This is a genomic window from Rhodococcus sp. 24CO, assembly GCF_050586165.1.
In the GTDB taxonomy this organism is placed as follows: Bacteria; Actinomycetota; Actinomycetes; order Mycobacteriales; family Mycobacteriaceae; genus Rhodococcus_F.
The window spans coordinates 104,973-128,434 of the sequence record NZ_JAZFNF010000010.1; the positions used below are offsets into that span (position 1 = coordinate 104,973).

At 61.2% G+C, this 23,462-nt stretch carries 24 protein-coding genes and 3 pseudogenes; 10 read left to right on the top strand and 17 right to left on the bottom strand.

What is annotated here, in order from left to right; translation table 11 throughout:
* Window positions 1–4 precede the first annotated feature (4 nt).
* From V2B23_RS24650 to V2B23_RS24705, 12 genes are all read right to left on the bottom strand, one after another.
* Entirely contained in the window at window positions 5–856 is an 852-nt protein-coding gene (locus V2B23_RS24650; protein ID WP_430952704.1) for an MlaE family ABC transporter permease, read from the bottom strand.
* A 5-nt stretch (window positions 857–861) separates the two neighbouring features.
* Window positions 862–1,602 (bottom strand): MlaE family ABC transporter permease, encoded by a 741-nt coding sequence (locus tag V2B23_RS24655; protein ID WP_430952811.1) that lies wholly within the window; start codon window positions 1,600–1,602, stop codon window positions 862–864.
* 36 nt (window positions 1,603–1,638) lie between these two features.
* Window positions 1,639–2,892, bottom strand: a complete 1,254-nt coding sequence (locus V2B23_RS24660; RefSeq protein ID WP_430952705.1) for a cytochrome P450 — start codon at window positions 2,890–2,892, stop codon at window positions 1,639–1,641.
* 47 nt (window positions 2,893–2,939) lie between these two features.
* Entirely contained in the window at window positions 2,940–4,577 is a 1,638-nt protein-coding gene (locus tag V2B23_RS24665) for an acyl-CoA synthetase (RefSeq protein ID WP_430952706.1), read from the bottom strand.
* Window positions 4,578–4,603: 26 nt separating this feature from the next.
* Window positions 4,604–5,851: a hypothetical protein gene (locus tag V2B23_RS24670; RefSeq protein WP_430952707.1), complete on the bottom strand. Its 1,248-nt coding sequence runs from the start codon at window positions 5,849–5,851 to the stop codon at window positions 4,604–4,606.
* Between the two features lie 5 nt (window positions 5,852–5,856).
* A complete protein-coding gene (locus V2B23_RS24675) occupies window positions 5,857–6,408 on the bottom strand; it encodes a nuclear transport factor 2 family protein (protein WP_430952708.1) in 552 nt (183 codons plus the stop codon).
* A 16-nt stretch (window positions 6,409–6,424) separates the two neighbouring features.
* Window positions 6,425–6,619: a ferredoxin gene (locus V2B23_RS24680; protein WP_430952709.1), complete on the bottom strand. Its 195-nt coding sequence runs from the start codon at window positions 6,617–6,619 to the stop codon at window positions 6,425–6,427.
* A 3-nt stretch (window positions 6,620–6,622) separates the two neighbouring features.
* Window positions 6,623–8,053, bottom strand: a complete 1,431-nt coding sequence (locus V2B23_RS24685) for a cytochrome P450 (protein WP_430952710.1) — start codon at window positions 8,051–8,053, stop codon at window positions 6,623–6,625.
* On the bottom strand, window positions 8,050–8,856 hold the full coding sequence (locus V2B23_RS24690; protein ID WP_430952711.1) for an SDR family oxidoreductase: 807 nt from the start codon (window positions 8,854–8,856) through the stop codon (window positions 8,050–8,052). The genes V2B23_RS24685 and V2B23_RS24690 overlap by 4 nt, the downstream gene beginning before the upstream one ends.
* Complete coding sequence (locus V2B23_RS24695) at window positions 8,856–10,061, bottom strand: cytochrome P450 (protein WP_430952712.1); 1,206 nt, start codon at window positions 10,059–10,061, stop codon at window positions 8,856–8,858. The genes V2B23_RS24690 and V2B23_RS24695 overlap by 1 nt, the downstream gene beginning before the upstream one ends.
* Entirely contained in the window at window positions 10,058–10,633 is a 576-nt protein-coding gene (locus tag V2B23_RS24700) for a TetR family transcriptional regulator (RefSeq protein ID WP_430952713.1), read from the bottom strand. Before V2B23_RS24700 ends, V2B23_RS24695 begins: the two co-directional genes overlap by 4 nt.
* Window positions 10,634–10,734: 101 nt before the next feature.
* Window positions 10,735–11,592, bottom strand: coding sequence for a mycofactocin-coupled SDR family oxidoreductase (locus V2B23_RS24705; protein ID WP_430952714.1), 858 nt, complete (start codon window positions 11,590–11,592; stop codon window positions 10,735–10,737).
* 239 nt (window positions 11,593–11,831) lie between these two features.
* Between V2B23_RS24705 and V2B23_RS24710 the strand changes: the two genes are divergently transcribed.
* Genes V2B23_RS24710 through V2B23_RS24730 form a run of 5 tightly spaced genes read left to right on the top strand, consistent with a single transcriptional unit; the run spans window position 11,832 to window position 16,942 of the window.
* On the top strand, window positions 11,832–13,298 hold the full coding sequence (locus V2B23_RS24710) for an aldehyde dehydrogenase (RefSeq protein WP_430952715.1): 1,467 nt from the start codon (window positions 11,832–11,834) through the stop codon (window positions 13,296–13,298).
* Between the two features lie 40 nt (window positions 13,299–13,338).
* Complete coding sequence (locus tag V2B23_RS24715; RefSeq protein WP_430952716.1) at window positions 13,339–14,115, top strand: SDR family oxidoreductase; 777 nt, start codon at window positions 13,339–13,341, stop codon at window positions 14,113–14,115.
* Window positions 14,112–15,023, top strand: coding sequence for an NAD(P)-dependent oxidoreductase (locus V2B23_RS24720; RefSeq protein WP_430952717.1), 912 nt, complete (start codon window positions 14,112–14,114; stop codon window positions 15,021–15,023). The genes V2B23_RS24715 and V2B23_RS24720 overlap by 4 nt, the downstream gene beginning before the upstream one ends.
* Entirely contained in the window at window positions 15,020–15,451 is a 432-nt protein-coding gene (locus tag V2B23_RS24725) for a carboxymuconolactone decarboxylase family protein (protein WP_430952718.1), read from the top strand. The genes V2B23_RS24720 and V2B23_RS24725 overlap by 4 nt, the downstream gene beginning before the upstream one ends.
* Before the next feature lie 6 nt (window positions 15,452–15,457).
* Entirely contained in the window at window positions 15,458–16,942 is a 1,485-nt protein-coding gene (locus V2B23_RS24730; protein ID WP_430952719.1) for an FAD-dependent oxidoreductase, read from the top strand.
* On the opposite strand, the pseudogene V2B23_RS24735 reads toward V2B23_RS24730, so the two are convergent.
* The 3 genes and pseudogenes from V2B23_RS24735 to V2B23_RS24745 all read right to left on the bottom strand — a co-directional run bounded on the left by V2B23_RS24735 (window position 16,923) and on the right by V2B23_RS24745 (window position 19,557).
* Window positions 16,923–17,378 (bottom strand): annotated as a pseudogene (locus V2B23_RS24735) (AAA family ATPase). The gene V2B23_RS24730 and the pseudogene V2B23_RS24735 sit on opposite strands and share 20 nt — an antisense overlap.
* Window positions 17,375–18,202 (bottom strand): SDR family NAD(P)-dependent oxidoreductase, encoded by an 828-nt coding sequence (locus V2B23_RS24740; protein ID WP_430952720.1) that lies wholly within the window; start codon window positions 18,200–18,202, stop codon window positions 17,375–17,377. Before V2B23_RS24740 ends, V2B23_RS24735 begins: the two are co-directional and overlap by 4 nt.
* Before the next feature lie 575 nt (window positions 18,203–18,777).
* Window positions 18,778–19,557, bottom strand: coding sequence for an SDR family NAD(P)-dependent oxidoreductase (locus V2B23_RS24745; RefSeq protein WP_430952721.1), 780 nt, complete (start codon window positions 19,555–19,557; stop codon window positions 18,778–18,780).
* Window positions 19,558–19,863: 306 nt separating this feature from the next.
* Between V2B23_RS24745 and V2B23_RS24750 the strand changes: the two are divergent.
* The 4 genes and pseudogenes from V2B23_RS24750 to V2B23_RS24765 form a co-directional block, all read left to right on the top strand.
* Window positions 19,864–20,030: pseudogene (locus V2B23_RS24750) on the top strand (SDR family mycofactocin-dependent oxidoreductase); the annotation flags it as partial.
* 38 nt (window positions 20,031–20,068) lie between these two features.
* Window positions 20,069–20,539: a nuclear transport factor 2 family protein gene (locus V2B23_RS24755; RefSeq protein WP_430952722.1), complete on the top strand. Its 471-nt coding sequence runs from the start codon at window positions 20,069–20,071 to the stop codon at window positions 20,537–20,539.
* On the top strand, window positions 20,536–21,048 hold the full coding sequence (locus V2B23_RS24760; protein ID WP_430952723.1) for a VOC family protein: 513 nt from the start codon (window positions 20,536–20,538) through the stop codon (window positions 21,046–21,048). The genes V2B23_RS24755 and V2B23_RS24760 overlap by 4 nt, the downstream gene beginning before the upstream one ends.
* 71 nt (window positions 21,049–21,119) lie before the next feature.
* Window positions 21,120–21,602, top strand: coding sequence for a transposase (locus tag V2B23_RS24765; protein ID WP_430952724.1), 483 nt, complete (start codon window positions 21,120–21,122; stop codon window positions 21,600–21,602).
* A 42-nt stretch (window positions 21,603–21,644) separates the two neighbouring features.
* On the opposite strand, the pseudogene V2B23_RS24770 reads toward V2B23_RS24765, so the two are convergent.
* Window positions 21,645–22,044, bottom strand: a pseudogene (locus V2B23_RS24770) (helix-turn-helix domain-containing protein); the annotation flags it as partial.
* Between the two features lie 129 nt (window positions 22,045–22,173).
* Here V2B23_RS24770 and V2B23_RS24775 point away from each other — a divergent pair.
* On the top strand, window positions 22,174–22,476 hold the full coding sequence (locus tag V2B23_RS24775; protein ID WP_430952725.1) for a hypothetical protein: 303 nt from the start codon (window positions 22,174–22,176) through the stop codon (window positions 22,474–22,476).
* 16 nt (window positions 22,477–22,492) lie between these two features.
* On the opposite strand, the gene V2B23_RS24780 is transcribed toward V2B23_RS24775, so the two are convergent.
* Entirely contained in the window at window positions 22,493–23,341 is an 849-nt protein-coding gene (locus V2B23_RS24780) for a DUF5995 family protein (protein WP_430952726.1), read from the bottom strand.
* Window positions 23,342–23,462 lie beyond the last annotated feature (121 nt).

Below are 23,462 nucleotides of genomic sequence, written 5' to 3' on the forward strand. Positions count from 1 at the left end.
CCCCCTATCCGGACAGGTTGAAGTTGCCGGAACCGCCGTACAGCGCCAGCGAGACCAGAAGGGTCACCGCTACAACACAGATCAGTGACAGTCGGACGCCGCGCCCGACAGCTGTGCCCACCCCCGAGGGTCCGCCTACGGCGCTGTAGCCGTAGTACGTGTGAATCAGCATGACGAGCAACGCCATTACCAGTACCTGCACAAAGGACCACGCGACGTCGACGGGATCGAGAAAGGTCGTGAAGTAGTGGTCGTAGAGTCCGGACGATTGACCGAACAGCACCACCGTGGTGAACCGTCCCGCGAGAAACGATCCGACGAGCGCCAACGAGTACAGCGGCAGAATGGCGAGCATCCCGGCCACGATGCGCGTACTCACCACGTACGGAACAGAACTGATCGCCATCGATTCGAGTGCGTCGATTTCCTCGCTGATGCGCATTGCCCCGATCTGCGCCGTCGAGCCCGCTCCGATGGTCGCGGACAGCCCGATTCCCGCAATGACCGGCGCAGCAATGCGCACATTGATGAACGCGGAGAAGAACCCGGTGAGAGCCTCGACACCGATGTTTCCGAGCGAACTGAAACCTTGAATCGCGATGGTTCCGCCTGATGCCAGCGTCAGGAAGCCGACGACCGCGACGGTGCCGCCGATCAACGCCAACGCACCTGTTCCCATGCTGATCTCGGCGACTAGACGCAAGACTTCTTTCGGGTGTTTGCGCAGTGCCCACGGAATGAAGGCAATAGCTCTGACGAAGAACACCGCTTGCCGTCCGACATCGTCGACGGCTCGCGACACTCGCGCCATCCGTGCTCGGGTCGCCCCGAATTTTCCGAGTTCCGCCAGTGCCACGCCGCTCACCCCGCCGTCAGCCTGATGCCCACCGCGGTCACGATGGTGTTGACCACGAAGAGCGCCATGAATGCGTAGACCACTGTCTCGTTGACGGCCTCGCCTACACCTTTCGGACCGCCACGGACGGACAGTCCCCGGTAACACGCGACCAGTCCGGCGAGCATGCCGAACAGTGCGGCCTTCACCATCGACAAGGCAACTTCGGGTAATCCGGTGAGCAACGTGATGCCGTCGACAAACGCACCGGGATTCACGCCTTGAAGGAACACCGAGAAGATGTAGCCGCCGGTGATGCCGATGACGCACACAAGTCCGTTGAGCAGCAACGCAACCACCGTCGACGCGACCACCCGGGGAATCACCAGGCGATTGATCGGATCGATCCCGAGCACTTCCATCGCGTCGATCTCCTCGCGAATGGTCCGAGACCCGAGATCTGCAGCTATCGCGGTGGCGCCCGCACCCGCCACGATGAGGACCGTGACCACTGGCCCGACCTGGGTGACGGCGCCGAGTGCCGCGCCGGCTCCGCTGAGGTCGGCAGCACCGATCTCGCGCAGCAGGATGTTGAGAGTGAAGCTCACCAGAACCGTGAACGGCACTGCCACCAGAACCGTCGGTACCAGCGACACCCGCGCGATCATCCAGCTTTGTTCGAGAAACTCCTGCACCTGAAAGCGTGTGCGTACCAGGCCCACCGCAACATCGGCGCCCATTCTGTAGAACTGACCGAGTTGACGCATCGGCGCTGCCAGCGAGACCCTCCCGGTGTACACGGTTCAGTGCTCCACGGGACACGTGGCGTTGTTGCCGTAATCGACCGTGAACTCCTTGATTCCGTTGATCCATCCGGATGCCAACCGGCTGGGATCACCAAGTTTGCTGATGTCCGGCATGTGGTCGGCAATCTTGTTGAAAATCAGGTCGATCTCCATCCGGGCCAGGTTGGCGCCAACGCAGTAGTGCGGCCCGGTACCACCAAAAGCCAAGTGTGGATTGGGATCACGAAGAATATCGAAGACGTCCGGGTTCTCGAACGCAGATTCATCGAAGTTCGCCGATCCGTACAGCAGCACAACACGCTGCCCCTTCTTGATCGGAGTTCCGGCAATCTGCGTGTCCACCAACGCCGTCCGCTGGAACGACGTCAGCGGCGACGCCCAACGAATGATCTCGTCGGCCGCCGTGCGTGGACGCTCACGCTTGTAGCGTTCCCACTGATCTGGGTACTGCAGGAACGCCATCATCCCGAGTGTTGTTGCATTACGCGTTGTCTCGTTGCCCGCAACCGCCAACATGATGACAAAGAAGCCGAACTGTTCCGGTGTGAGAGCCTCACCGTCCATGTCGGCCTGGACCAATCGCGAAATGATGTCGTCGAGCGGTTCGTCGCGGCGCGCCTCGGCAAGCTGATAGGCGTATCCGAGAATCTGAGCCGACGCCATTCTGGACTCCCCGGCCATGGATTCGTCGTCGTATCCGGTCATCTGATTCGACCATTCGTAGAGCTGCCGCCGAGCCTCCTGCGGAACGCCGATCAGGTCCGAGATCGCCTGCATCGGTAGCTCACTCGCAACCTGCTGGACAAAATCACCGGTACCCGACGCCGCTGCGGCTTTCGCGATTTCTTCGGCTCGCTCTTCGAGTCCGGCTCGCATCGCTTCGACGGATCTTGGTGTGAACAAGCGCGCCACCAACTTGCGCAACTGGGTGTGCTCGGGCGCGTCCTTGTTGATCAGAACATATTTACTGACTTCCAGTTCTTCTGCCGTGATGTTGTCCTCATGGCGCGGGACGCACCCGTTGACGTTGTTGGAGAACTCCTCCGAACGCAACGACACGTCACGCACGTCCGCGTGCCGCGACACTACCCAGGCGCCGCCATCGTGGAAACCGCCGGTTCCCGGCTCCTGCGCGTTCCACCACACCGGAGCGCAGCGGCGTAGTTCCGCGAACTCGGCAAGGGGAACGCGCTTGCCGTACATCTGAGGGTCGGTGACGTCGAAGCCGTCAGGAAGGTTCAGCTCGGGCATTTCGGTTGCTCCTCTAACAGGCAAGGCGCCGCGCGCGCCGAGACGGACTAATCGATGCGGTGAACCGGCTCCGTACCCAGCGCATACTCCTTCGCCCAGCGGTAGTCGGGTTTTCCGCTGGGTGCGCGCACCACCTCGGGTGCAATCCAGAACGCACGCGGAATCTTGTACCCGGCCAGCTGGCTCCGAGTGTGTTTCTCGATGGACTCGAAATCCGGAACAACGCCATCGCGCACCCGAACCACGGCCGAAACTCGGCTTCCCCAGCGTTCGTCCGGTAGCCCGATCACGGTGGCGTCGTAAATATCCGGATGGGCCTTGACGACGGCCTCGACCTCTTCCACAAACACTTTCTCGCCACCGGTATTGACCACCATGTTGCCCCGGCCGAGCAGCGTGATGGAACCGTCGTCCTCGATCCGGGCGCGGTCTCCGGTGACCACTGCCCGTCCGCCGTCCACCGTTCGGAAGATTTCCGCCGACTTCACCGGATCCTTGTAATAGCCGAGCGGGACGTTGCCGAGTTTTGCCAGCCACCCCTCGGCGCCGGAACCCGGTGGAAGAATCCGGTTGTCATCGTCGACTACCACCGTGAACCGGTTGGAACCCACCCTGGGTCCACCGCGCTGCTTCAACCCTTTGGCTGCGAATCCGATACCGCCGAAGCCTGTTTCGGAAGATCCCACCGAATCGGAGATCATCAGATTCGGAAACACCTCGAAGAAGGCGTCCTTCACCGAACCGGAGAACAGTGCCGCCCCGGACGCGAGAACCGCCAAGCTGGACGCATCTGGTTGGAGTTCGCGGTGCGCTTCCACCAGAGGCCGCCCCATCGCGTCGCCGGTGATCACCATGACCTGTGGCCGGTATTCGGCAACAACTGTCCAAACGTGTGCCGCATCGAACCGTGGCTCGAAGATCACGGTGTTACCCGAGAACAGTGCGTTGAACGTCGGCATCAACGCCGACGTGTGGATGAGTGGTGGCAGCATGCACCATCGCATAGGTTCCGCAGCTGCTGCGCCGCCACGGGATTGCTGGTATTCGTCGGCGATAGGCTCACCGGTGTAGAAATCGTAGCCACCGGCCAGAACTCGCCAGATGTCCTCTTGACGCCACACCACGCCCTTGGGTCGTCCGGTGGTTCCGCCCGTGTACAGGATGTACAGGTCGTCTCCGCTCCGCTCGTCGAACGCGTCGCCGCCGACGCGTTCCGGAGATTGCAGCGACAGTGCGTCCTCGTACGCCAACGCCCCTGGCACGGGCGGTCCGCCGCCTGAGGCAAGCTCGTCCGGCACGATCACCGCATGCTTCACCCGAGGCGTGGATTCCAGGGCCTCAGCTACTCGCGCGGAGTACCCCCGATGGAACACGAGCGCCTCGAGATCCGCGTTGTCGTAGAGGTACACCAACTCGTCGGTGGTGTACCGGTAGTTCACGGTAATCGGAACGGCGCGAATCTTGAACGACGCGAGGACCGCAACCATCGTCTCGATCGAATTGTGCATCTGGATTCCGATATGGGTGCCGTGCCCGAAACCCACCGATAAGAAGTGATGTGCCAGACGGTTGGCCCGCGAGTCGAGTTCGCGATACGTCACTTCCTCCCCCGACACGATCAGCGCACGTCGATCAGGCATCGCATCGACGGAATGCTCGAACAGGTCTGCAAAGGTGTAGGCCATGAACGATCCTATTCAGGGTCAGCCACTCAAACCACGAAGAGAGGCAACGGAATTCCACGATCTTCGAAAGCAAATGCTGCGCCGCTGCTCACTTTGGTGATGGCGACCTCGACACATTCCGGCGCAGCCTCCGCCGTCGTATCGACCGTGATCAGAAGCCCGGCCTCGGTATCGTCGAGCACCCGGGCTGTGAAATGTGGATTCACGCCGCGTACCAGTGCCTGAAGCGGATCCAGATGCCCACCGTCGATCAGAGTGGGCCAACCACCGTCGGCGTCAACCAGACCGGTCCTCGAAATCAAGATCTCGAGACTCTCTCCGTCCCAGCGAATTTCACGCTCGACATACTGCTTCGGATTGAGCAACGGATGTAGCTCCAGCACCACCGACAGGCCTTCCAGATCCGGCGGCAGACCCAATGCGTCGCGGATGCGCTGCGCAGCGACGCCCGCAATTCCGGTGAGTTGCTTGAGCGTAATTTCTCGCGCTTTGTCCGCATCACTGCGCCCGCGCACCGCGAGCAGAAACCCCAGTGCAAGGAGGTGGTGTTGCAGGCACACTTCCTGCGCGATGCGAACCAGCGCGGAGTGCGAGAAGTCGGAGAAACGAAGATCCGAGAGCAGCGGTCCCGAATAGTCGGCCGCCCCGTCGTCGCTGCCGTCGATCGGACTCAACTCCACCGACACCGCAGCGGTTCGGCCGATCTGCTCGGTGTGGGCCGTCATGACCGGCGGGACATGCGATGGGTCGATTACGACTGTCCAGGCACAGTGTGGGTGCCTGTCAGCAGGTTTGCGCGGCGGCCGATGGATCGGACGGATCTGCGCATGCGCATTGGTTGCTATCGCCGTCGCGTCGAATGTCGGGTCTTCGATGTCATGACACATGGTGGTGACAAACTCGTCCCCCAGCGGTTCGACGTCCGTCAGAGCGCCACAATGGTCGAGCCAGAACTCACCGTGTTGCGGGTCGTCGACGCGATAGCGGAAATCCATGAACTGCGGCGGCGCTCCGATGTCGAGTTGCAGTCCTTTGAAAATGGTCACGACGTCATCGCCCTGATAACCCAGCGCCTTCTGCATCCGGCGGGTGTACCAAGGACTGGCGGATTCCCATTCCGCGATCGCAACCTCCGCCATCCCTTCGCGCCCGTACTCCACGATCAGGTGCGCCATCCCGGATCTGTCGATCAGCTGACCACAGAGCAGGAGTTCGGGCACCAACACAGCAAGGTCGCCGCGCGAGAGCGTCTCGAAGGATCCACCGACGGTCACCGGACTCACCACAACGGAACCGGCGAGGTACCGACGCGATACCAACCTGGCAGTGGTTCGCCGGAGATCGATCGCTGAATGCGTGCCTGCATACCCTTGGACAGCGCGTTGTTCTGGATCATCTCCATGAACAGTGCCGAGACATTTCCGAAATCGAAGAAGTCACGCTGCCAGGACCATTGGAAATCTCCGCCGTACCGGAACCAACTACCGCCGATGCCGTAGACGGAGTAGTTACTGCCGTCGTCTCGTTTGGCGTCGGAGATCTGTTTCCACAGTCCGATGACGTTGCCACTGCGCTCATCGATCACAAAGTCTTGATAGGGATACTCCCAGCCTTCGAGGCCGTTCATCTCGAGACCCAGCGCGACGGTGCGGATCTCTTCCCGTCCGATCGCCATGAAATCCTGTTTGGGGCCGTAGTTCCAGCCGTAGGTCGCGTCCTCGGTGTACATGTCCGCCAACGGCTTCCAGTCGCCGGCGGCCTCGGCCTTCTTGTTCGCGTCAATCCAGCGTTGCACCATGTCGTCGAGCTCGGCGCGGTCGAATCCGGTCATGTGAACCTCTCCCTGGTCAGTCCTCGACAATTTTCAGTGCGCCTGTCGGGCAGTAACGCACTGCCATTTCCACCTCGTGTCGCTGCTTGTCCGGCAGCGGCTGATCGGACACTTCGACCTTGCCCCTTTTCGGAACCGCAAAAACGTCCGGCGCTTCCAATTCGCACGCGGCGTGGCCCTGACACAGATCCAGGTCGACCTCGACACGCATGACTCACGCCCCGCTGCTCTTACCGGATCGACTGCTTGTACCGGATCGACTGCTCGTACCGGATCGACGCCGATATCTGACCGAGCACGGTTGCTCCAATTGCACGACCATCTTGCTGTGATCGTTGCGATAACTTTCGGGCGGTTGGGTCATCTCGAATTCGAAGTCGCGCAGCAGAATCGAAAATATCGCCTTGAGCTGCATCTGAGCAAACGCCGCGCCCACGCATCGATGCCTGCCCGCTCCGAACGGAATCCACGTCCACCGATTGACGATGTCTTCCTGGCGAGGGTCGATGTAGCGGCCCGGATCGAATTCGTCGGGATTCGGGAAGTCTTCGGGAATGCGATTGGAAATTGCCGGGGTGGCCGCCACCAGGTCACCTTCGCAAATCTCGAAACCACCCACCTCGAAGTCTCCCCGCGCCACCCGAAGCAAGATAATGAGCGGCGGGTGCAGTCGCAGCGTTTCCTTCACCACGGCTTCGAGAACCGGGATCTGGCGCAGTGCATGAAAACTGATGTCGGCACCGTCTGCGTACAAACTGTCGAGTTCCTCGACGACCTCGGTCATGACGGCGGGATGACGAAGCAACTCGATCAACGACCACGCGGCCGTCCCGGACGTCGTGTGGTGACCGGCAAACATCATCGAAATGAAAATTCCGGTGATCTCGTCCGCACTGAAGCGCAGTTCACCGTTCTCGTCCTTGACCGAAACCAGGATGTCGAGCATGTCCCGGTCGTCCTTGCCGTGGGGAGGATTCGCAATCCGCCCGTTCATGATCTCCTGAACGAGTGCAACCAAAGCCAGTCTCGCTTCGTCGCGTCGGCGAAAGCTCTCGATCGGCGCGTACGGATCGACAAAGGCGAGCGCGTCAGTGCCCTGTTCGAGTTCGTGATAGAGCTTGGCAAAACTGTCGTCGAGTTCGTCGCGGAATTTCTTTCCGATCAGGCAGGCCGACGACGTGTAGATGGTCAACTCGGCAAAGAAATCGAGCAGATCAATCTCGCCCTCGTCGCCCCATTCTGCCACCAACGCTTCGACTTCCGTGCCGATTGTCGACGCATGGCCCTTCATCTGCTCGCCGCGCAGTGCCGAATTATGCAGCATTTCCTTGCGCCGCTCGGGACTGGCGTCGAACACCACCCCCTCACCGAAGATCGGCTTCATGAACGGGTACGCAGCTTGCTGGTCGAGATCCTCGTCGTTGGAGCGGAAGAAGAATTCATTTGCTTCGGCGCCGGACAGCAGGATCACCGTGCGATCGGCTAGCTGGAAGGATCCCACGTCACCGCACTCGCCGCGGACCCGACGCATCAACGCGATCGGGTCGGTGCGCAGTTCTTCCAGATGCCCGTGTTCGAGTTCGCCGCCGGACACCCGCGGAGGCTGCGGCAGCGTGCGCGGATTCTCCTGTACACCGTGAGTCATGTCGTCTCCTGTGAAGTGTGAGTGGGACGAGGATCGAGTGGAGCTTCGGGCTGAACCTCCACCAGTACGAGGTGCGCGCCTCGGGGCACGGTCACGACGGTCACAATGGCGTTTGCGATGTCGGATGGCCGCAGCATGTAGCCGTGCCGCGCGAAGCCCCACCTGGTCCACGATTCGCCGACGGGGCCGATGATCTCCGGCGTCGTGTCCATTCCCATCCCGGTCAAAGTCGGTCCCGGCCGCACTATCGAGGCGCGAATGCCGGTGCCTTCGAGTTCCATTCGCATCTGACGACCCATTGCTTCGAGGCCGGCTTTCGACGCGTCGTATGCACCCATGAGCGGACGTTGCCGGTCGGCGCAGTCCGATCCGATCAGCACAAAATCGCCCCGTTGCCGCTCACGCATACCGGGCAGGATTCGGTGAGCAAGCCGTTGCGCACCCACAAGATGGACTTCGACCTGACGCAGGAACCGTTCGGGTTCCATTTGATCGGCGGCACCGAATTCGAGATCACCCGCACCGGATACGACGATTTCCACTGGTCCCATTGCTTTTTCGGCGGCAGTGACACACGCATCCACCGAACTGCCGTCGGTGACATCGAGGAAATGAGCCAGGGCTTCGCCGCCGTTGCTGCGGATCTTCTCGGCAATCGCCTCGCACTCGGCTTCGCGCCTGGCCCCGAGAACGACGGGGTGTCCGAGCTCAGCCAGGGCATAGGCGGTAGCGGTGCCGATCCCAGACGATGCGCCGCTGATCAATGCCGTCCGCCGGGCTGGGTTGGGTTCGAAACGAGGCATCAGCGCACCTGCACCTTCACCGGCAGGGCCGCGAAGCCCCGCACATTAGTCGAATGAACTCTTTCGATACCCGCCTCGTCCACCTCGTAATCGCGCACGTGGCGGGCAAATTCGGCAAGAGCGATCTTCGCTTCGAGTCGCGCGAGGTGAGCGCCAAGGCAAAAGTGAACGCCCGCACCGAAACTGGCCAACTTGTTGGCGGAATTACGTCCGAGGCGAAACACGTCTGCATCGTCGAAGACGTCCGGGTCTCGATTAGCCGAACCGATCAGGAGCAGCATCTTCTCCCCCGCCGGAACGGTAGTGCCGTAGTACTCGAGATCGACGGTCGTCGTGCGAGCCACAATCTGACTCGACGTGTCGTAGCGCAGCGTTTCCTCCACCCACTCCGATGCCAGATCCGGATCACGAAGAACCGCTGCAATCTCGTTGCGATTGTGCGAACCCCAGTACAGGGCGTTCCCGAGAAGTTTGGTGGTGGTTTCGTTTCCGGCCACGACCATCAGGAACATGAAGCCCAGAATCTCGGCATCCGACAGTTTGTCTCCGTCGATTTCGGCCTCGAGCAGTGCTGATGTCAAATCGTCTGTAGATGAGCGACGACGCTCGGCGATCATGTCCTTGTAGTAGTTCATGAGGCTGATCGACGCTTCCACGGCCGCCGGCGGTACGTCGAGGACGCCGTCTTCGCGGTGCACCACCAGGTCTGCTTTTCTTCGCAGTTCCGCGCGGTCCGGTTCGGGAACGCCCATCAACTCGGAGATCACGTCCATCGGCAGTTTGCCGGCCACTTCGGAGATCCAGTCGAATCCTCCGGCGGCAAGGGCCGGAATCAGGTGCGCCGTGGTGAGTTCGAGAATCTGTGCATCGAGTTCGGCAACACGGCGGGGTGTGAAACCGCGAGACACCAACTGCCGCAGACGCATATGCCGCGGATCGTCCATGGCAAGAAAGGACATCACGTAGTGCGCATGGGGCCCGTATGCTGCCGGGTCGAGCGAAACCCCGTTTGCACTGGAGAGTCGCTTGTTGTCCTTGAATGCACCTAGAACGTCCGAATACCGTGACAGCGCCCAGAATCCGACGTCGTCGTTGTGGTAGATCGGAGCTTCATTCCGCAATCGCGCGTAGGTCGGATACGGGTCTTCGTGAAAGTGATAGTCGTACGGATTGAACATCACCGGTTCGATCAATGCTTCGGTCATGGATGCTCCAAGATCAGTCGTGCGGAAGCCTCCAGGCGTCCGGCAATGTACTCGTAAGTCCCATATCCCATTCCGGCCCGCAAAAGTGCACCGGCATAGAGCATTTCAATTGCCTCGATCCGATGTGGATTTACCACCGGATCCATTGCCGCGACCAACCTGCTGTGAATCTCGAATCCGATCCGGTCACGAAGATGCTCCACCTCGGGATCGGTGCCCAGCAACGCGTTGGTCACGGCCGCCGACACCTGCGGTTCGTCGGCCAGCAGCAACGCAATGTTCCGCAATACGGCCAGCACTCGGTCGGTGGAGTCCGAACCGGTGCCGTCCGGACTCGGGAACGCTCGGAGCCGGCGCCAGAAGACCTCGGCAACAAGATGCTCCTTCGACGAGAAGTAGGTATAGGCGGTTGCTGCTCCCACCCCGGCCTCGGCAGCGACGGCTCGCACAGTCAACCCTGAATATTCATGCTCACGAAGTACGACAACGGCGGCTTCGGTGAGCTTGGAGACAGTGTCTGCCTGCTTACCGTTGAGGCGTCGGCGAGTCGATTCGTAACCATGACTGGACACATGTCTGGACGTTACTACAGGTACCTGTCCAGGGCAATGAATTCGAAATTTCAGTGTTAACGAGCCAGTCATTCACGCCGGTCACAGCCGAAAATCGCACCTCAGAGGCCGATCTTCATACCCGCGCCCGCATCAACCCGAAGCTGCTGGCCCGTGACAAATCGCGACTCGTCCGACGACAAATACACCACCGCGTGCGAGATGTCCTCCGGTTCCACCCAGGGGGTCGGCATTGCTTGCATGAAGGGAAACGTCACAGCGGCGTCTTCGGCAGTTGGGTTTTCCAAATCCGGACGAAAGGTCCGATACATGGGCAGGCTCTGCAGCATGTTCGTGTTCACATTGGTCGGATGGATCGCATTGACCCGAATCGAACTCGGCCCCAGTGTCAATGCCAACGACATGGTGTACGTCTGAATCATCTTCTTGGCCAAGCCGTATCCGTCACCGCCCGGCCCTTGCAGCGCCTGTTGACCGTTGAATCCAGTCTGCGGAACCAGGCCGGCCACGGAACCGATCGCAATGATCGATCCGCCCTCGCCCAGGTATTCCAAACCCGCATGGACGGTGTTCACGACACCAAGAAAGTTCACGTCGAACGCGTCGACGAAGCCGGAATTGGACACGTGCTTACCCAGGGGGCAGATCCCGGCATTGGCAACAACCACATGTAGCCCACCGAGCGTGCCGACCCCCTCTGCCAGGGCATCTTCGATACCGGCCCGATCACGAACGTCCACCTGCGCCGTAACGACGCGGCGCCCGGTTTCCTTGACCAGCCTCGCCGTCTCTTCCAAATCATCTCGAGTTGCCAGTGGGTACTCATTGGATGCGATGTCGGCACAGATGTCGAACGCGATGACATCCGCACCTTCCTGAGCCAGACGCACCGCATGACTGCGCCCCTGGCCGCGGGCGGCGCCCGTTACCAGGACAACTTTTCCAGCAACTCTGTTCATCGGAATACTCCTGCACTCGGATCGACACACGAAGGGAACCGCCCAGGCCCACACAAAGTCACCGAACATCGGGACGCCGGATCGGGGATATCTGGTGGAGAACCGTAGCGCCCGAACCGACCAACCAGGACAGTTTTCGAATTCTCGGTACCCAAATCGCTTATGCCCGAAACTTATTGCCATGGACGATTGCGTGAACTACAGTCCAGACATATGTCCAGAAAGGAAGAGTTCACGCTATGAACCTTCGACCCACAGACAGTTCCGCCCTTCTTGTCGACGGCAAACTTGTCCCCGGTTCCGGCGGCACCTTCGACATCCTCAATCCCGCCACCGAGGAAGTGCTCGGCCAAGCAGCCGAAGGCACATCCGTCGACATGGACGCCGCAATTGCCGCGGCCCGACGCGCCTTCGACACCACCGACTGGGCTCGGAATCACACATTTCGCGCACACTGCCTTCGCCAACTGTGCGACGCTCTCGAGTCTCACATCGAAGAGCTACGCGACATCACGATCGCCGAGGTCGGGGCACCGCGGATGCTGACCGGCGGCCCCCAACTCGAAGGACCGATCGACGACCTCCGATATTGGGCACAATTGATCGAATCCTATTCGTGGCAACAGGATCTCGGGAACGCGTCGCCGATGGGAGTCCCCACCCACCGCCGGCTACTCAAGGAAGCCGTGGGAGTGGTCGGCGCCATCACGCCGTGGAATTTCCCGCACCAGATCAACTTTGCGAAACTGGGACCGGCCCTTGCCGCGGGCAACACCGTTGTTCTCAAACCCGCACCGGACACACCGTGGTGTGCCGCACTGGTAGGCAAGGTGATCGCCGAGGAGACGGACATCCCCGCCGGGGTCGTCAACATCGTCACCTCCACGGACCACTCGCTCGGCACACAACTGTGCGCGGACCCCCGCGTCGACCTGATTTCCTTCACCGGTTCCACCGCAACCGGGCGCGCGGTGATGTCGACCGCGTCGGAAACCCTGAAAAAGGTGTTCCTGGAACTTGGAGGCAAATCTGCCTTCATCGTCCTCGACGATGCCGACATCAAATCCGCCAGTTCCGTCGCTGCCTTCTCGGTGTGCGTTCACGCCGGGCAGGGTTGCGCCTTGAGCACGCGACTACTGGTGCCGCGTAGCCGATACGACGAAGCGCTTGCCGCCGCCACCCGTACCATGGCCGGCATTCGCGCTGCTGATCCGTCGGGTGCCGGAACTATCTGCGGTCCGTTGAGTTCCGCACGTCAACGCGAACGCGTCGAAAGCTATCTGAAGCTGGCCCAGATCGAAGGGGGCACAGTAGTAACCGGCGGCGGCCGACCGGACGATCAGCCGATCGGGTACTTCATCGAACCCACTTTGATTGCCGGACTGGATAACTCGTCACGAGTGGCCCAGGAGGAGATCTTCGGACCGGTACTGGTTATCATCCCGTTCGACGATGACGACGATGCCGTGCGCATCGCCAACGACTCTCCGTACGGCCTGTCAGGTTCGGTGTGGGGCACCGATCCCGATCGCGTCAACCGCGTCGTCGCTGGCGTACGGACCGGAACCTTGAGTGTCAACGGCGGAGTGTGGTACTCCGCCGACGCCCCGTTCGGTGGCTACAAACAATCCGGGATCGGCCGAGAGATGGGCCTGGCGGGTTTCGAGGAGTACCTCGAGACAAAGCTCGTCGCATCCCCCGCATAAGCACCCCATACACCTCCGTCACCACGAAAGCAGGATCGACATGGGACGTACAGAACCTACAGAACGTACCGAACGCTTTAGGGGACGCACTGCAATCGTCACCGGCGCTGCTCAGGGAATCGGCGAGGCGTACGCCCGCGCACTCGCAGCCGAGGGTGCCAATGTTGTTGTCGCCGACCTCAATCACGAACTCGGCGAATCGGTGGCCAAGCAGATCTCGGCCGATGGTGGCAGCGCGGTGTTCAAGGCGGTCGACGTTGCCGACGGCGCTTCCACTCAGTCGCTTGCCGACTTCACGATCGAGCAATTCGGAAGTATCGAACACCTGGTCAACAATGCTGCCATCTACGGCGGCATGAAAATCGACTCGCTACTCACTGTCGACTGGGAGTACTACCGCACGTTCATGAGTGTGAACATGGACGGCGCACTGCAGGTGTGCCGAGCAGTGGTGCCTCACATGCGCGCCAACGGTGGTTCGATCGTGAATCAATCGTCCACTGCCGCCTGGCTGTACTCGGGTTTCTACGGCCTCGCCAAGGTGGGGATCAACGGTTTGACTCAGCAATTGGCCACCGAACTCGGCTGGTCCAAGATCCGGATCAACGCGATTGCCCCAGGACCGATCGACACCGAGGCCACCCGCACGGTCACACCAGGCAACATCGTCAAGGACATGGTCAAACGGATTCCGCTGCAGCGCATGGGAACACCGGAAGACTTGGTGGGGATGTGCCTGTTCCTCCTCTCCGACGACGCTGGTTGGGTGACCGGCCAGATCTTCAACGTCGACGGCGGGCAGGTGTTCCGATCGTGACCGAGAATGCCGACAAGCCCACGCTCGGCTACATCGGACTGGGCAATATGGGAGCGCCCATGGCAACTCGTCTCCTCGATTGGCCGGCCGGACTCGTGGTGTGCGATGCGCGAGCCGAAGCGCTCGAACCGTTCACCGCGGCGGGCGCACGTGCAGCACGAACGCCGGCCGACGTCGCAGCCACGGCAAGTGTCATCTCGGTGACCGTGCTCGACGACGCTCAAGTGCGTGACGTCATCAACGGGCCGGATGGCATTCTCACGACAGCTCGGCCCGGAACCGTCATCGCCGTTCACTCGACTATCTCAGACACCACGGCTGTGGAGTTGGCCCGGATCTGCGAAGAGCGCAGTGTGTCCTTGATCGACGCGCCCGTCAGTGGCGGGGCTCCCGGCGCCACACAGGGCAAGCTCGCCGTGATGATCGGCGGCCCGAAGGAAGCATTCGAACGGGTCCGTGAGCCGTTCGAATGTTGGGCAGAACTGGTGGTCCACGCCGGAGACATCGGCGCCGGGACCCGAATGAAGCTGGCACGCAACCTTCTTCACTTTGTATCCTTCACCGCTGCAACCGAAGCCTCGAGGTTGGCCGAAGCGGCCGGACTCGACATCCGCACTCTCGGCAAGGTCGTGCGCCACACCGACGCCATTACCGGTGGGGCCGGCGCCATCATGCTGCGGACAACCACCGCGCCAGTTGACGAGGGTGATCCTTGGTTCTCGATCCTCGGTCACGTTCGCAACCTGGGCGAGAAAGATCTGAGCCTGGCGCTCGATCTGGGTGACCGCCTTGGCGTCGAACTCCCCCTCGCGCACCTTGCGCTGACCGGACTCGGCCCCGGCCTCGGGGTTGGCGGCCAGTCGGAACACACCACGCTCTCCGGGTCATCCACGAAGGAGCCATCATGACCGACCAGAACGGACACTCCATTTCCGAGGCGCGCGCACGTGGGGTGTCGAAAATGAACGAGGTGTACGGCTGGGAATTGCCTGCCGACGTTCCCGGAGATTTTTTTGCGGTCACAGCCGATCATCTGTTTGCCGATATCTGGACTCGGCCAGGGTTGTCGATGCGTGATCGACGGCTGCTCCTCCTCGGCGCGATCACCGCCCAAGGGCAAACCGACGTCGCAAAAATCCAGATCAATGCGGCGATCCTCAACGAAGAACTCACCGAGCAGCAGATCGAAGAGGCTGCCATCTTCCTGTGTCACTACACGGGGTGGCCATTGGCAACCGGCCTCAACAATGCCTTGATCTCGGTCAAGGCCGACCGGCGTAAGGCTGCCCGAGCTGCCGAAAAGGCCGCAACCGAACCAACTCCTGCAAAGGACTGACCCGCGATGGCCCCAGCGAACTCCACCGGATCGGCGCACTCGATTCGGCCCACCGCGGTAGACGATGTCGACACCTGGCATCTCGAGGCCGACGTCGTTGTCGCCGGATATGGAATTGCCGGAGTCAGCGCCGCCATCGAAGCCGCCCGAACCGGTGCGGACGTGCTCGTCCTCGAACGCACCAGCGGGTGGGGCGGGGCCGCCGCGCTCGCCGGCGGGTTCATCTACCTCGGCGGCGGTACACCGCTGCAGAAAGCACTCGGTTTCGAAGACACCCCCGAGAACATGAAGACATTCATGATGGCCGCTCTCGGCCCAGGTGCCGACGAGGAAAAGATCACCGACTACTGCGACGGCAGTGTCGAGCACTACAACTGGCTCGTCGACAACGGAGTGCCGTTCAAGGAGAGTTTCTACGGCCAGCCCGGCTGGGAAACTCCGTACGACGACGGTCTCATGTACTCCGGCGGCGAGAACTCCGCACCGTTCAACACCATCGCCACCCCCGCCCCGCGCGGGCACGTGCCGCAGATGAGCGGCAAACGCACCGGCGAGAAGGGCGGCGGGTTCATGCTGATGAAGCCGCTCGTCGAAACGGCCGAGAAACTCGGAGTGCGGGCCGAGCACGACATGCGGGTGCAACGCCTCGTCGTCGACGGTGATCGAGTGGTCGGGATCATCGCGAAGCGATACGGCAAGGAAGTAGCTGTCCGCGCTCGCACCGGTGTGGTTCTCGCAATGGGCAGCTTTGCCTACAACGAGTCGATGGTCGCGTCGTATGCGCCGCGCCTGATCGGGCGGCCAGGTGCCGCGATCGAGGAGCACGACGGTACTGCCATCCGGATGGCTCAAGCTCTGGGCGCCGACCTCGCGCACATGGACGCCACCGAGGTCGCGTTTTTCGGCGATCCGCAGCTGATGGTGCGCGGAATCCTGGTCAACGGCCGCGGACAACGCTACGTCAACGAGGACACCTACCCGGGGCGCATCGGCCAGGAAACGTTGCTCCGCAACAACAATGAGGCCTATCTGATCATCGACGAAGCCGCGTACGACGAAGGCGCCGGCGCAGACAGTTCCACACCGTTCTTCCGTTTCCGCCCCAAGTGGGTGGCCGAGACCGCCGCGGAACTCGAATCGGACATGGGTTTGCCCGAGGGCACCCTGCAGTCCACGGTCGAGGTCTACAACCGCCACGCCGAACGGGGCGAGGATCCAGTGCTCGGCAAGAAATCCGAATGGGTCAAGCCGATCGGATCCCCGATTGCCGCCCTGGACCTTCGGGGCTTCACGGCAGGCTTCACCCTCGGCGGCCTGCGAACGTCGATCCAGTCGGAGGTACTGCACGTTTCCGGCGAACCGATCCCCGGATTGTTTGCTGCGGGCCGCTGTACTGCCGGAGTCTGTGCCGGCGGATATGCGTCGGGAACCTCACTCGGTGACGGCAGTTTTTACGGTCGACGCGCCGGGATCAGCGCAGCCAAGGGTTAGCGGGGGCACTCTCACCGACCGCGTCCCGGTCGACGAACCCTGCGACGATCGATGTGACGTCCGCGGCGGTGTCGTCGTAGACGGTTGCGCGGTCGGCTCGGTCGATCGCGTCGACGACCAGCGGCCATAAATCGCTCGCGGATCTTCTTCCCCGGCACCGAATGCCCACCCTCGATAACCCGCTCGGTGACATGAGCAACCGACAACCTCGACTCGCACCAGGACGACGCAGCCTGTTCGATTAGGGCGTCTCGAATGGTCCCTGCGATCCGGCTGCCGCGTAGGAGTGTTCTTCGACCGCCTCGGGCCATAGATCCTTGGCGATCACATCGGCGTTGACTACAACGTTGTTCGTCGGCAGGGGCGCGAGGCGTTGCTCGACGAATGTCGACTTGCCGGCACCACTCGGTCCGACGACTAGATCGATGCGTCTCACAGGACCATCATGGGCAGTCCGTCCAATCCGTAAACGGCCAGAGCCCATTCGTCGATCAGATCGAGGCTGACATAGCTTTGCGCGGTAATGTTGGGTGAGCAGTCGCATAGCGCAACAACAGCTTCCACCATCTCTTCCATCGATTCCACCTGATCAGGGCGAATAGTATCGCCGACAAGTGCGGCAGCGCCTTCGCTGAGCACCGCTGCCCGGGGCTCGATCGTGTTGACGCGAACGCCCCGGCCGTAGAGTTCGACCCCCATTCCATTGCTGATCCTGTTCAAGGCAGCCTTCGAGGCACCGTACACACTCATCGAGGTACCCGGTTCGATCACAGTGAATGGTGGCCCCTGCCAAGGCTTGGTGGTTCCGCTCGAGATGTTGACGATCCATCCGCCTCCCGATGCGATCATCGCCGGTGCCACATCTTGCATCAAATCGAGCGGGGCGTGGACGTTTGCCTCGAAAATGAGTCGCCTTCGACGCAGTGGATAACCGGATAAAGGTTGATAGATCGCTGCGGCAGCATTATTGACCAGGATGTCGATAGTCCCACCAAGCTTCTCCACAGCCTGCACCACAACCTGATTCCGCTGCTCCTCATCGGTAAGATCCGCAACTACGATCTCGACTGTGGTCCCGTACTTCCTGATCCGCTCCGCGGTTTGCTCCAAACTGCCAGGAAGTTGCCCGCCTGGGTTGAGCGTGCGGGCCGTGAGAACCACGTCGGCACCCTCCGCTGCCAGCCGTTCGGCAACACCCGCCCCGATTCCTCGGCTGGATCCAGTGACGATTGCACGCTTGCCTTCGAACCGTCTTGGCATCTCGCTCTCCTTCATTTCATTGGCAGGGTAAATATTTCGTTCCATTTCACGGCGAAACGATGGCGCCGTAACCCGAGCACTTCGTCGTCGCGCAAGCCATGACTAACGACATATGAGGTCGCCTGATTGGCGGCGCTTCCCTTTGCGGGCTGCCGACCCCGATTCGCCTGTCGATACTGTGAGCCTCGATGACTTCTTACATGTCCCGGCGGTGAAAGACGCACCCTCCTGAACATGACGGGTCGGCCCACCACGCGGTATCGAGCCCCTCGACTTCCACGGGCATACCGAAGAACTCAGCATCAGCTCGTACGCCGCAGTGCAGACCCCAAAGTGGCCCTATGCGTATTGCAGTTCACTCCCAGATTTCTCGAGCTGCACAACGCCGTAAACTACACCCAGCGCAGAGGACTCGAACTTCGGACGACATAGGTTCACAATGAAATCGTCGCCGCTGTCCCAACGCCGATTACGTCATGAAAGAAGCGACCGGACTTGTTGCTGCCGAACAGGTCCGGCGCGCTACGGCCGGCGACGTGACGCGCACTACTTCGCCTAACGAACGGACGATGCGTTTAACGTCCAAATACCGTTCCACCGTTAAGGTGGATAACCTGCCCGTTGACCAGGCCCCCTGCCTCGCTGCAAAGCCAGAGGATCGCTGCACCGACATCGGCGCCACGACCGAGCCTGCCGATCGGAATCTGACGGATCATCCTCTCCAGCGCGGGGTCGTCAACATCACCGAGCCCCTCCATCATCCCCAACGCCAACGCATTCGCAGTTACTCCGCGCGAACCACACTCGACACTGAGGTGTCGAATCAACGCTTCCGAACCTGCCTTGGCGGCACCGTACGCGGAGACCCCGATGGAAAGACCTCGCGTTGATGCACCCGAGGATATCTGAATGATGCGGCCCCACTCGTTCGCGAGTTGACCAGGGAGTACCGCCTGGACGACTCGCATCATTGCGGACAGGTTGAGGTCGATCTGTCGCTGCCAATCCGCCTCCGGCATGTCGACAAATTGATTCGGGCGTGCGCCGATGTCAGGGATGCCCGCATTGTGAACAAGAATATCGACGGAGGCCCCGTCGTCGGCCAGCGCAGTTATCGCCTGCTCCACTGCGGCGGCGTCTGTCACGTCAAACACCGACGAAAATGCCGATCCTCCGCTGGCGATGATGGCATCGGCGACCGACTGAGCCCTGTCGGCGTGTAAATCGTTCACTATGACTGTTGCTCCGCAGGCCCCGAGAACGCGGGCGATACCTTCTCCTACCCCTCGGCCCGAACCGGTCACCAAAGCAGTGCGCCCATCGAGTCGAAATTGCTCCACACTCAGGTCCATCATGTCCTCTCGGCCGGTTCAGCTGATTACGACATACTGGGCCCGCAACTGAACGGCCAGACGCGCCATCTCGATGAACGAGATATCGCATCGGGGACTCGCATCAACATGTGCGCCTGCACTGCGTCTGCCCAAACGGGTTAAACCCGTGGCAACGGTTCCGATGGGCCTTGATCCCCATGACCACGGCACGGGTCGACGCCCCTCTGCTCAATCTCGATAGTCGAGATGCACCGACTCTCCAACCACAGCCTTTGGCTTACTGATTCGAGTACGGCTCACTGCCACACACGACAAAGAGGGAACTTCATGGACGAATTCGAGGGCAAAGTTGCACTGATCGCCGGAGCCACACGAGACCAAGGACGGTCTCACGCAGTGTCTTTTGCCGAAGAGGTGCCGACATCATCATTGTCGATCGGTGCGAAAACCTTGAGACCGTCACGTACCCGATGGCAACAGTCGAGGACCTCGACTGACACCATCAACACTGCACCAGAGAGCTGGCTGGAAATTGAGTAACTCCGCCACTGAGATAACGAACCTCTTGTACCGATACGCCGAGAACATCGACCGGGGTCGCCTCGAAGAAGCCGCGGCGCTATTCCAGCACGCGACCATACGTACCCGTAGCGGCGACGCACTCGACGAGTCCGGCCTGCTGAACCTGTGGCGTACCAACATAAAGATCCATGCCGACGGTACGCCGCGCACCAAACATGTCATCACCAATCCCATCCTCGAGATCGACGACGAGGCCGGGCGTGCGACGTGCCGTTCCTATTACACTGTGCTGCAAGCAACTTCGACACTGCCGCTGCAGGTAGTCGCCGCCGGGCGGTACCACGACGAGTTCGAGCGCACAGGCGGGATATGGCGTTTCACGTCCCGCGACTACTCGCTGCTCGATTTGGTCGGCGATTTCAGGGGCCATCTCATGACCGCACCGGCAAACCAGGAAGGGCACGAAGGTGGCTCGCTATGACACAAGACAAGGCGATCGAACCGTTCATGCAAATTGGGTATCTCGTGTCGAACCTGGACGAAGCGGTACACGCGTGGTTCGAAGAGAGCGGTGTCGGACCATGGCAGATCTATCGCAACCTCGACATGGCAGGCAACCATCGCGGTCAAGATATCGACATCGTCATCAACGCGGCCTTCGCGTACTCGGGAAGCACTCAGGTCGAGTTGATCGAGGTACTCAGCGAAGGTCCCTCGCCCTACCACAATGCCGACGGTACGAAATTTATCGGCTTGCATCATGTTGCGCGATTGACCGACGACTTGGATGCGGAGTTGACCCAAGCCACCGAGCGTGGATTGTCCGTGGTTTTCACCGGGGCTACGTCATCCACGAGCGTGGCCTACATCGAGTCCGCGGCTATGCCGGGCACGATCATCGAGTACATCAAGAATCCGAGCATGCCGGCGATGCTGGCCGAGGGCGTGGAGTTCACTCGAAACTGGAATGGCCTCAATCTGATTCGTTGAATGTAGGAACACTTCCCCTGGACGACGGTTCTCATTTACTGGGAGCGCGATGCACTCTGCGGAGGTTGGACATGGCCGGTGGAAACACCGATCGACTGAAGTCGGAAGCGTCTTTCGCAGCACTCTGCGGGACAAGCCCTCTTCCGACTTCCAGTGGCAAGACCACTCGTCACCGACGGGGTCGCGGCGGCGACCGGCATGGAAACTCCGCCCTCCATCAAATCGCCCTCTCTCGAATGACCTACGACCAACGAACCCGCGACTACATTCAACGTAAGCAGCAGGAAGGCAAGGGAACCAAGGAAATCCTCCGCTGCCTCAAACGCGCGATCGCTCGAGAAGTCTTCACACTCATCACCAACCCCATCCCCGTTGTCGATCACCGAGAGCTTCGACCGCTCCGCCAAGAACGCGGACTCATCCAACTCCAGGCAGCCGCAGCCCTGGGCGTCAGCATCGCCCAAATTTCACTCGCGGAAAACGGACGAGTCCACGACGCTACCTTCCTCACCACCTACGAAACATGGCTCCGAAACACCGATTTGACACCATAGGAGCATCATGCAACCCATAGCGTCACCAATCGGTCGATTCCGTCGGGCTCGCCGGGCCGTGGCACGTCGGTGGGCCTCGAACGGCCGATAATCGTTGCCCGTGACTGCGTTCCGGCGAAGTTCGCGCGAGATCGTCGAGGGCGACCGCCCCAACCGGCCTGCGATCGCTCGGATACTCAGTCCCGCACGGCGTAGATCGGCGATCTCGATGCGTTCGTCTTGGGACAGAAACCGGGCACTGATCTCACGTACCGCCAGCTGCTCCAAGGCAGCGGCCGCACCGTTGCGGTACGTCTTGTAGCCGCGCGACCAGTTGTTACCGGTGGTTTTCGGATACGCCGACCTAGCGGGCAGCCGCGAGAATGCTCCACCCGCGGCCGCGGAGCTCCATGAACCGCTGACGCTTGGCCGACTGCGGACGACGCCCCGGCCCCTTCTTCACACGACGAGATGACGACAACACAACCTCCAGATTCTAGGGAGAAGTGTTGCGACGATCGATAGAAACCGCCGTGCCGTACCTTGATCAGTTTTCACCTGCCGTCGACATTCGATCGCTATCTGAATCTCGATGCCTCACCCCAATTCTCACTGGAGAGCATCGGCGTCCGAGACCAAGCGCCTGTCGCACGAAGCCCAGACCCATCATGGTGTCGCAGCGTCCTCACGTGAGGAATTGCAGGCCGAGTTCGAACACGCCGACAAAATCGATCCCGACGTGCCGCACGCCGGCCGACATGAGCGCCACGGAGACGACGGCAATCCGGTCCACTCCGATAATCCGGTCCGCGGCGGCAACGTCTCACGGGGCGAAGAACCGGCCCGGCACGTCGATGATGCTCCGGCCCCCGGCCAACGACACACGCCCCAGTAGACGGGGGGTTCGGCGATCAGATGAGGCCGGTCACCTCGAGTCCGTCCAGGGCGACGTTGGCCGTACCCAGCAGCAGGTTCATCTCACCGACCGTGGCGTCGTGGGTGGCAGGATTTTGCAAACCGAAGCTGTTGACCAACGCCACAGTCCGTACCGACTGGAACATCAACGTGGTGGCCAACTCATCGCCGAAGATGTCGCCGACGAACCAGCCCGTGAACAACCCCTCGAGGTCGGTGCCGTAGGTCTTCTCGAAGCCAGAGACGATCCCGGGTGTCGCGTCCACCAACGCACCACCGAAGGTGTAGAAATCCTTGGTGTTGTCCGCGGTGGTGCCGATGTTGACCAGCGCTTTGGGGAAATCGATGATCAGGTGCGCAAAGATGGCGCCCGTGACAACCCGTCCGGGGCTACGGTCGCAGTCCTCGGTGAGCGCCAGCGCAGCGGCCCAGTGTGGTGACGGAGTCCCGCCGGTGACGAACTTGTGCAGGTCGGTCAGGTACAACCGGACCACCTCCACGGCAAGATCGCCGGCCCACACCGGATCGTCGTACACCCCCGAATCGATACTCGGGCCGACGAGACTCAGGATCTCGTCGAACGCCAACGGGAAGGTGCCCCGATAGTCGTCGGAGTGGGTGAGTTCGCCACGCAGGGCGGCGATGCGATCTCGAGCCTGCTCGAAGGTGTCGATACCGGTGGGGTCCGTCAGGGCGGCGAGTGTGCCGTCGAACTCAGGTGTCGAAAGGGGTACACACGCCGACGCCGCAGGTGCCGCGCCGACGGCGGGAGCGGTCAACGTCGCGGACCCGAGAACCAGCGCAGCCGTCACGACTGCGGCTCGAAGTGTCGTAGTGAGAATCACAGCCGGACACTAACGCGTGCTGTGCGCTGTCAGCAAGGCAGAAGGTGGACCGGTTCCAGGAGTTCACGCTGCTGCTCCATGTGAACGACGGTCGAAACCTAGTCCATTCCCGACGGACGGA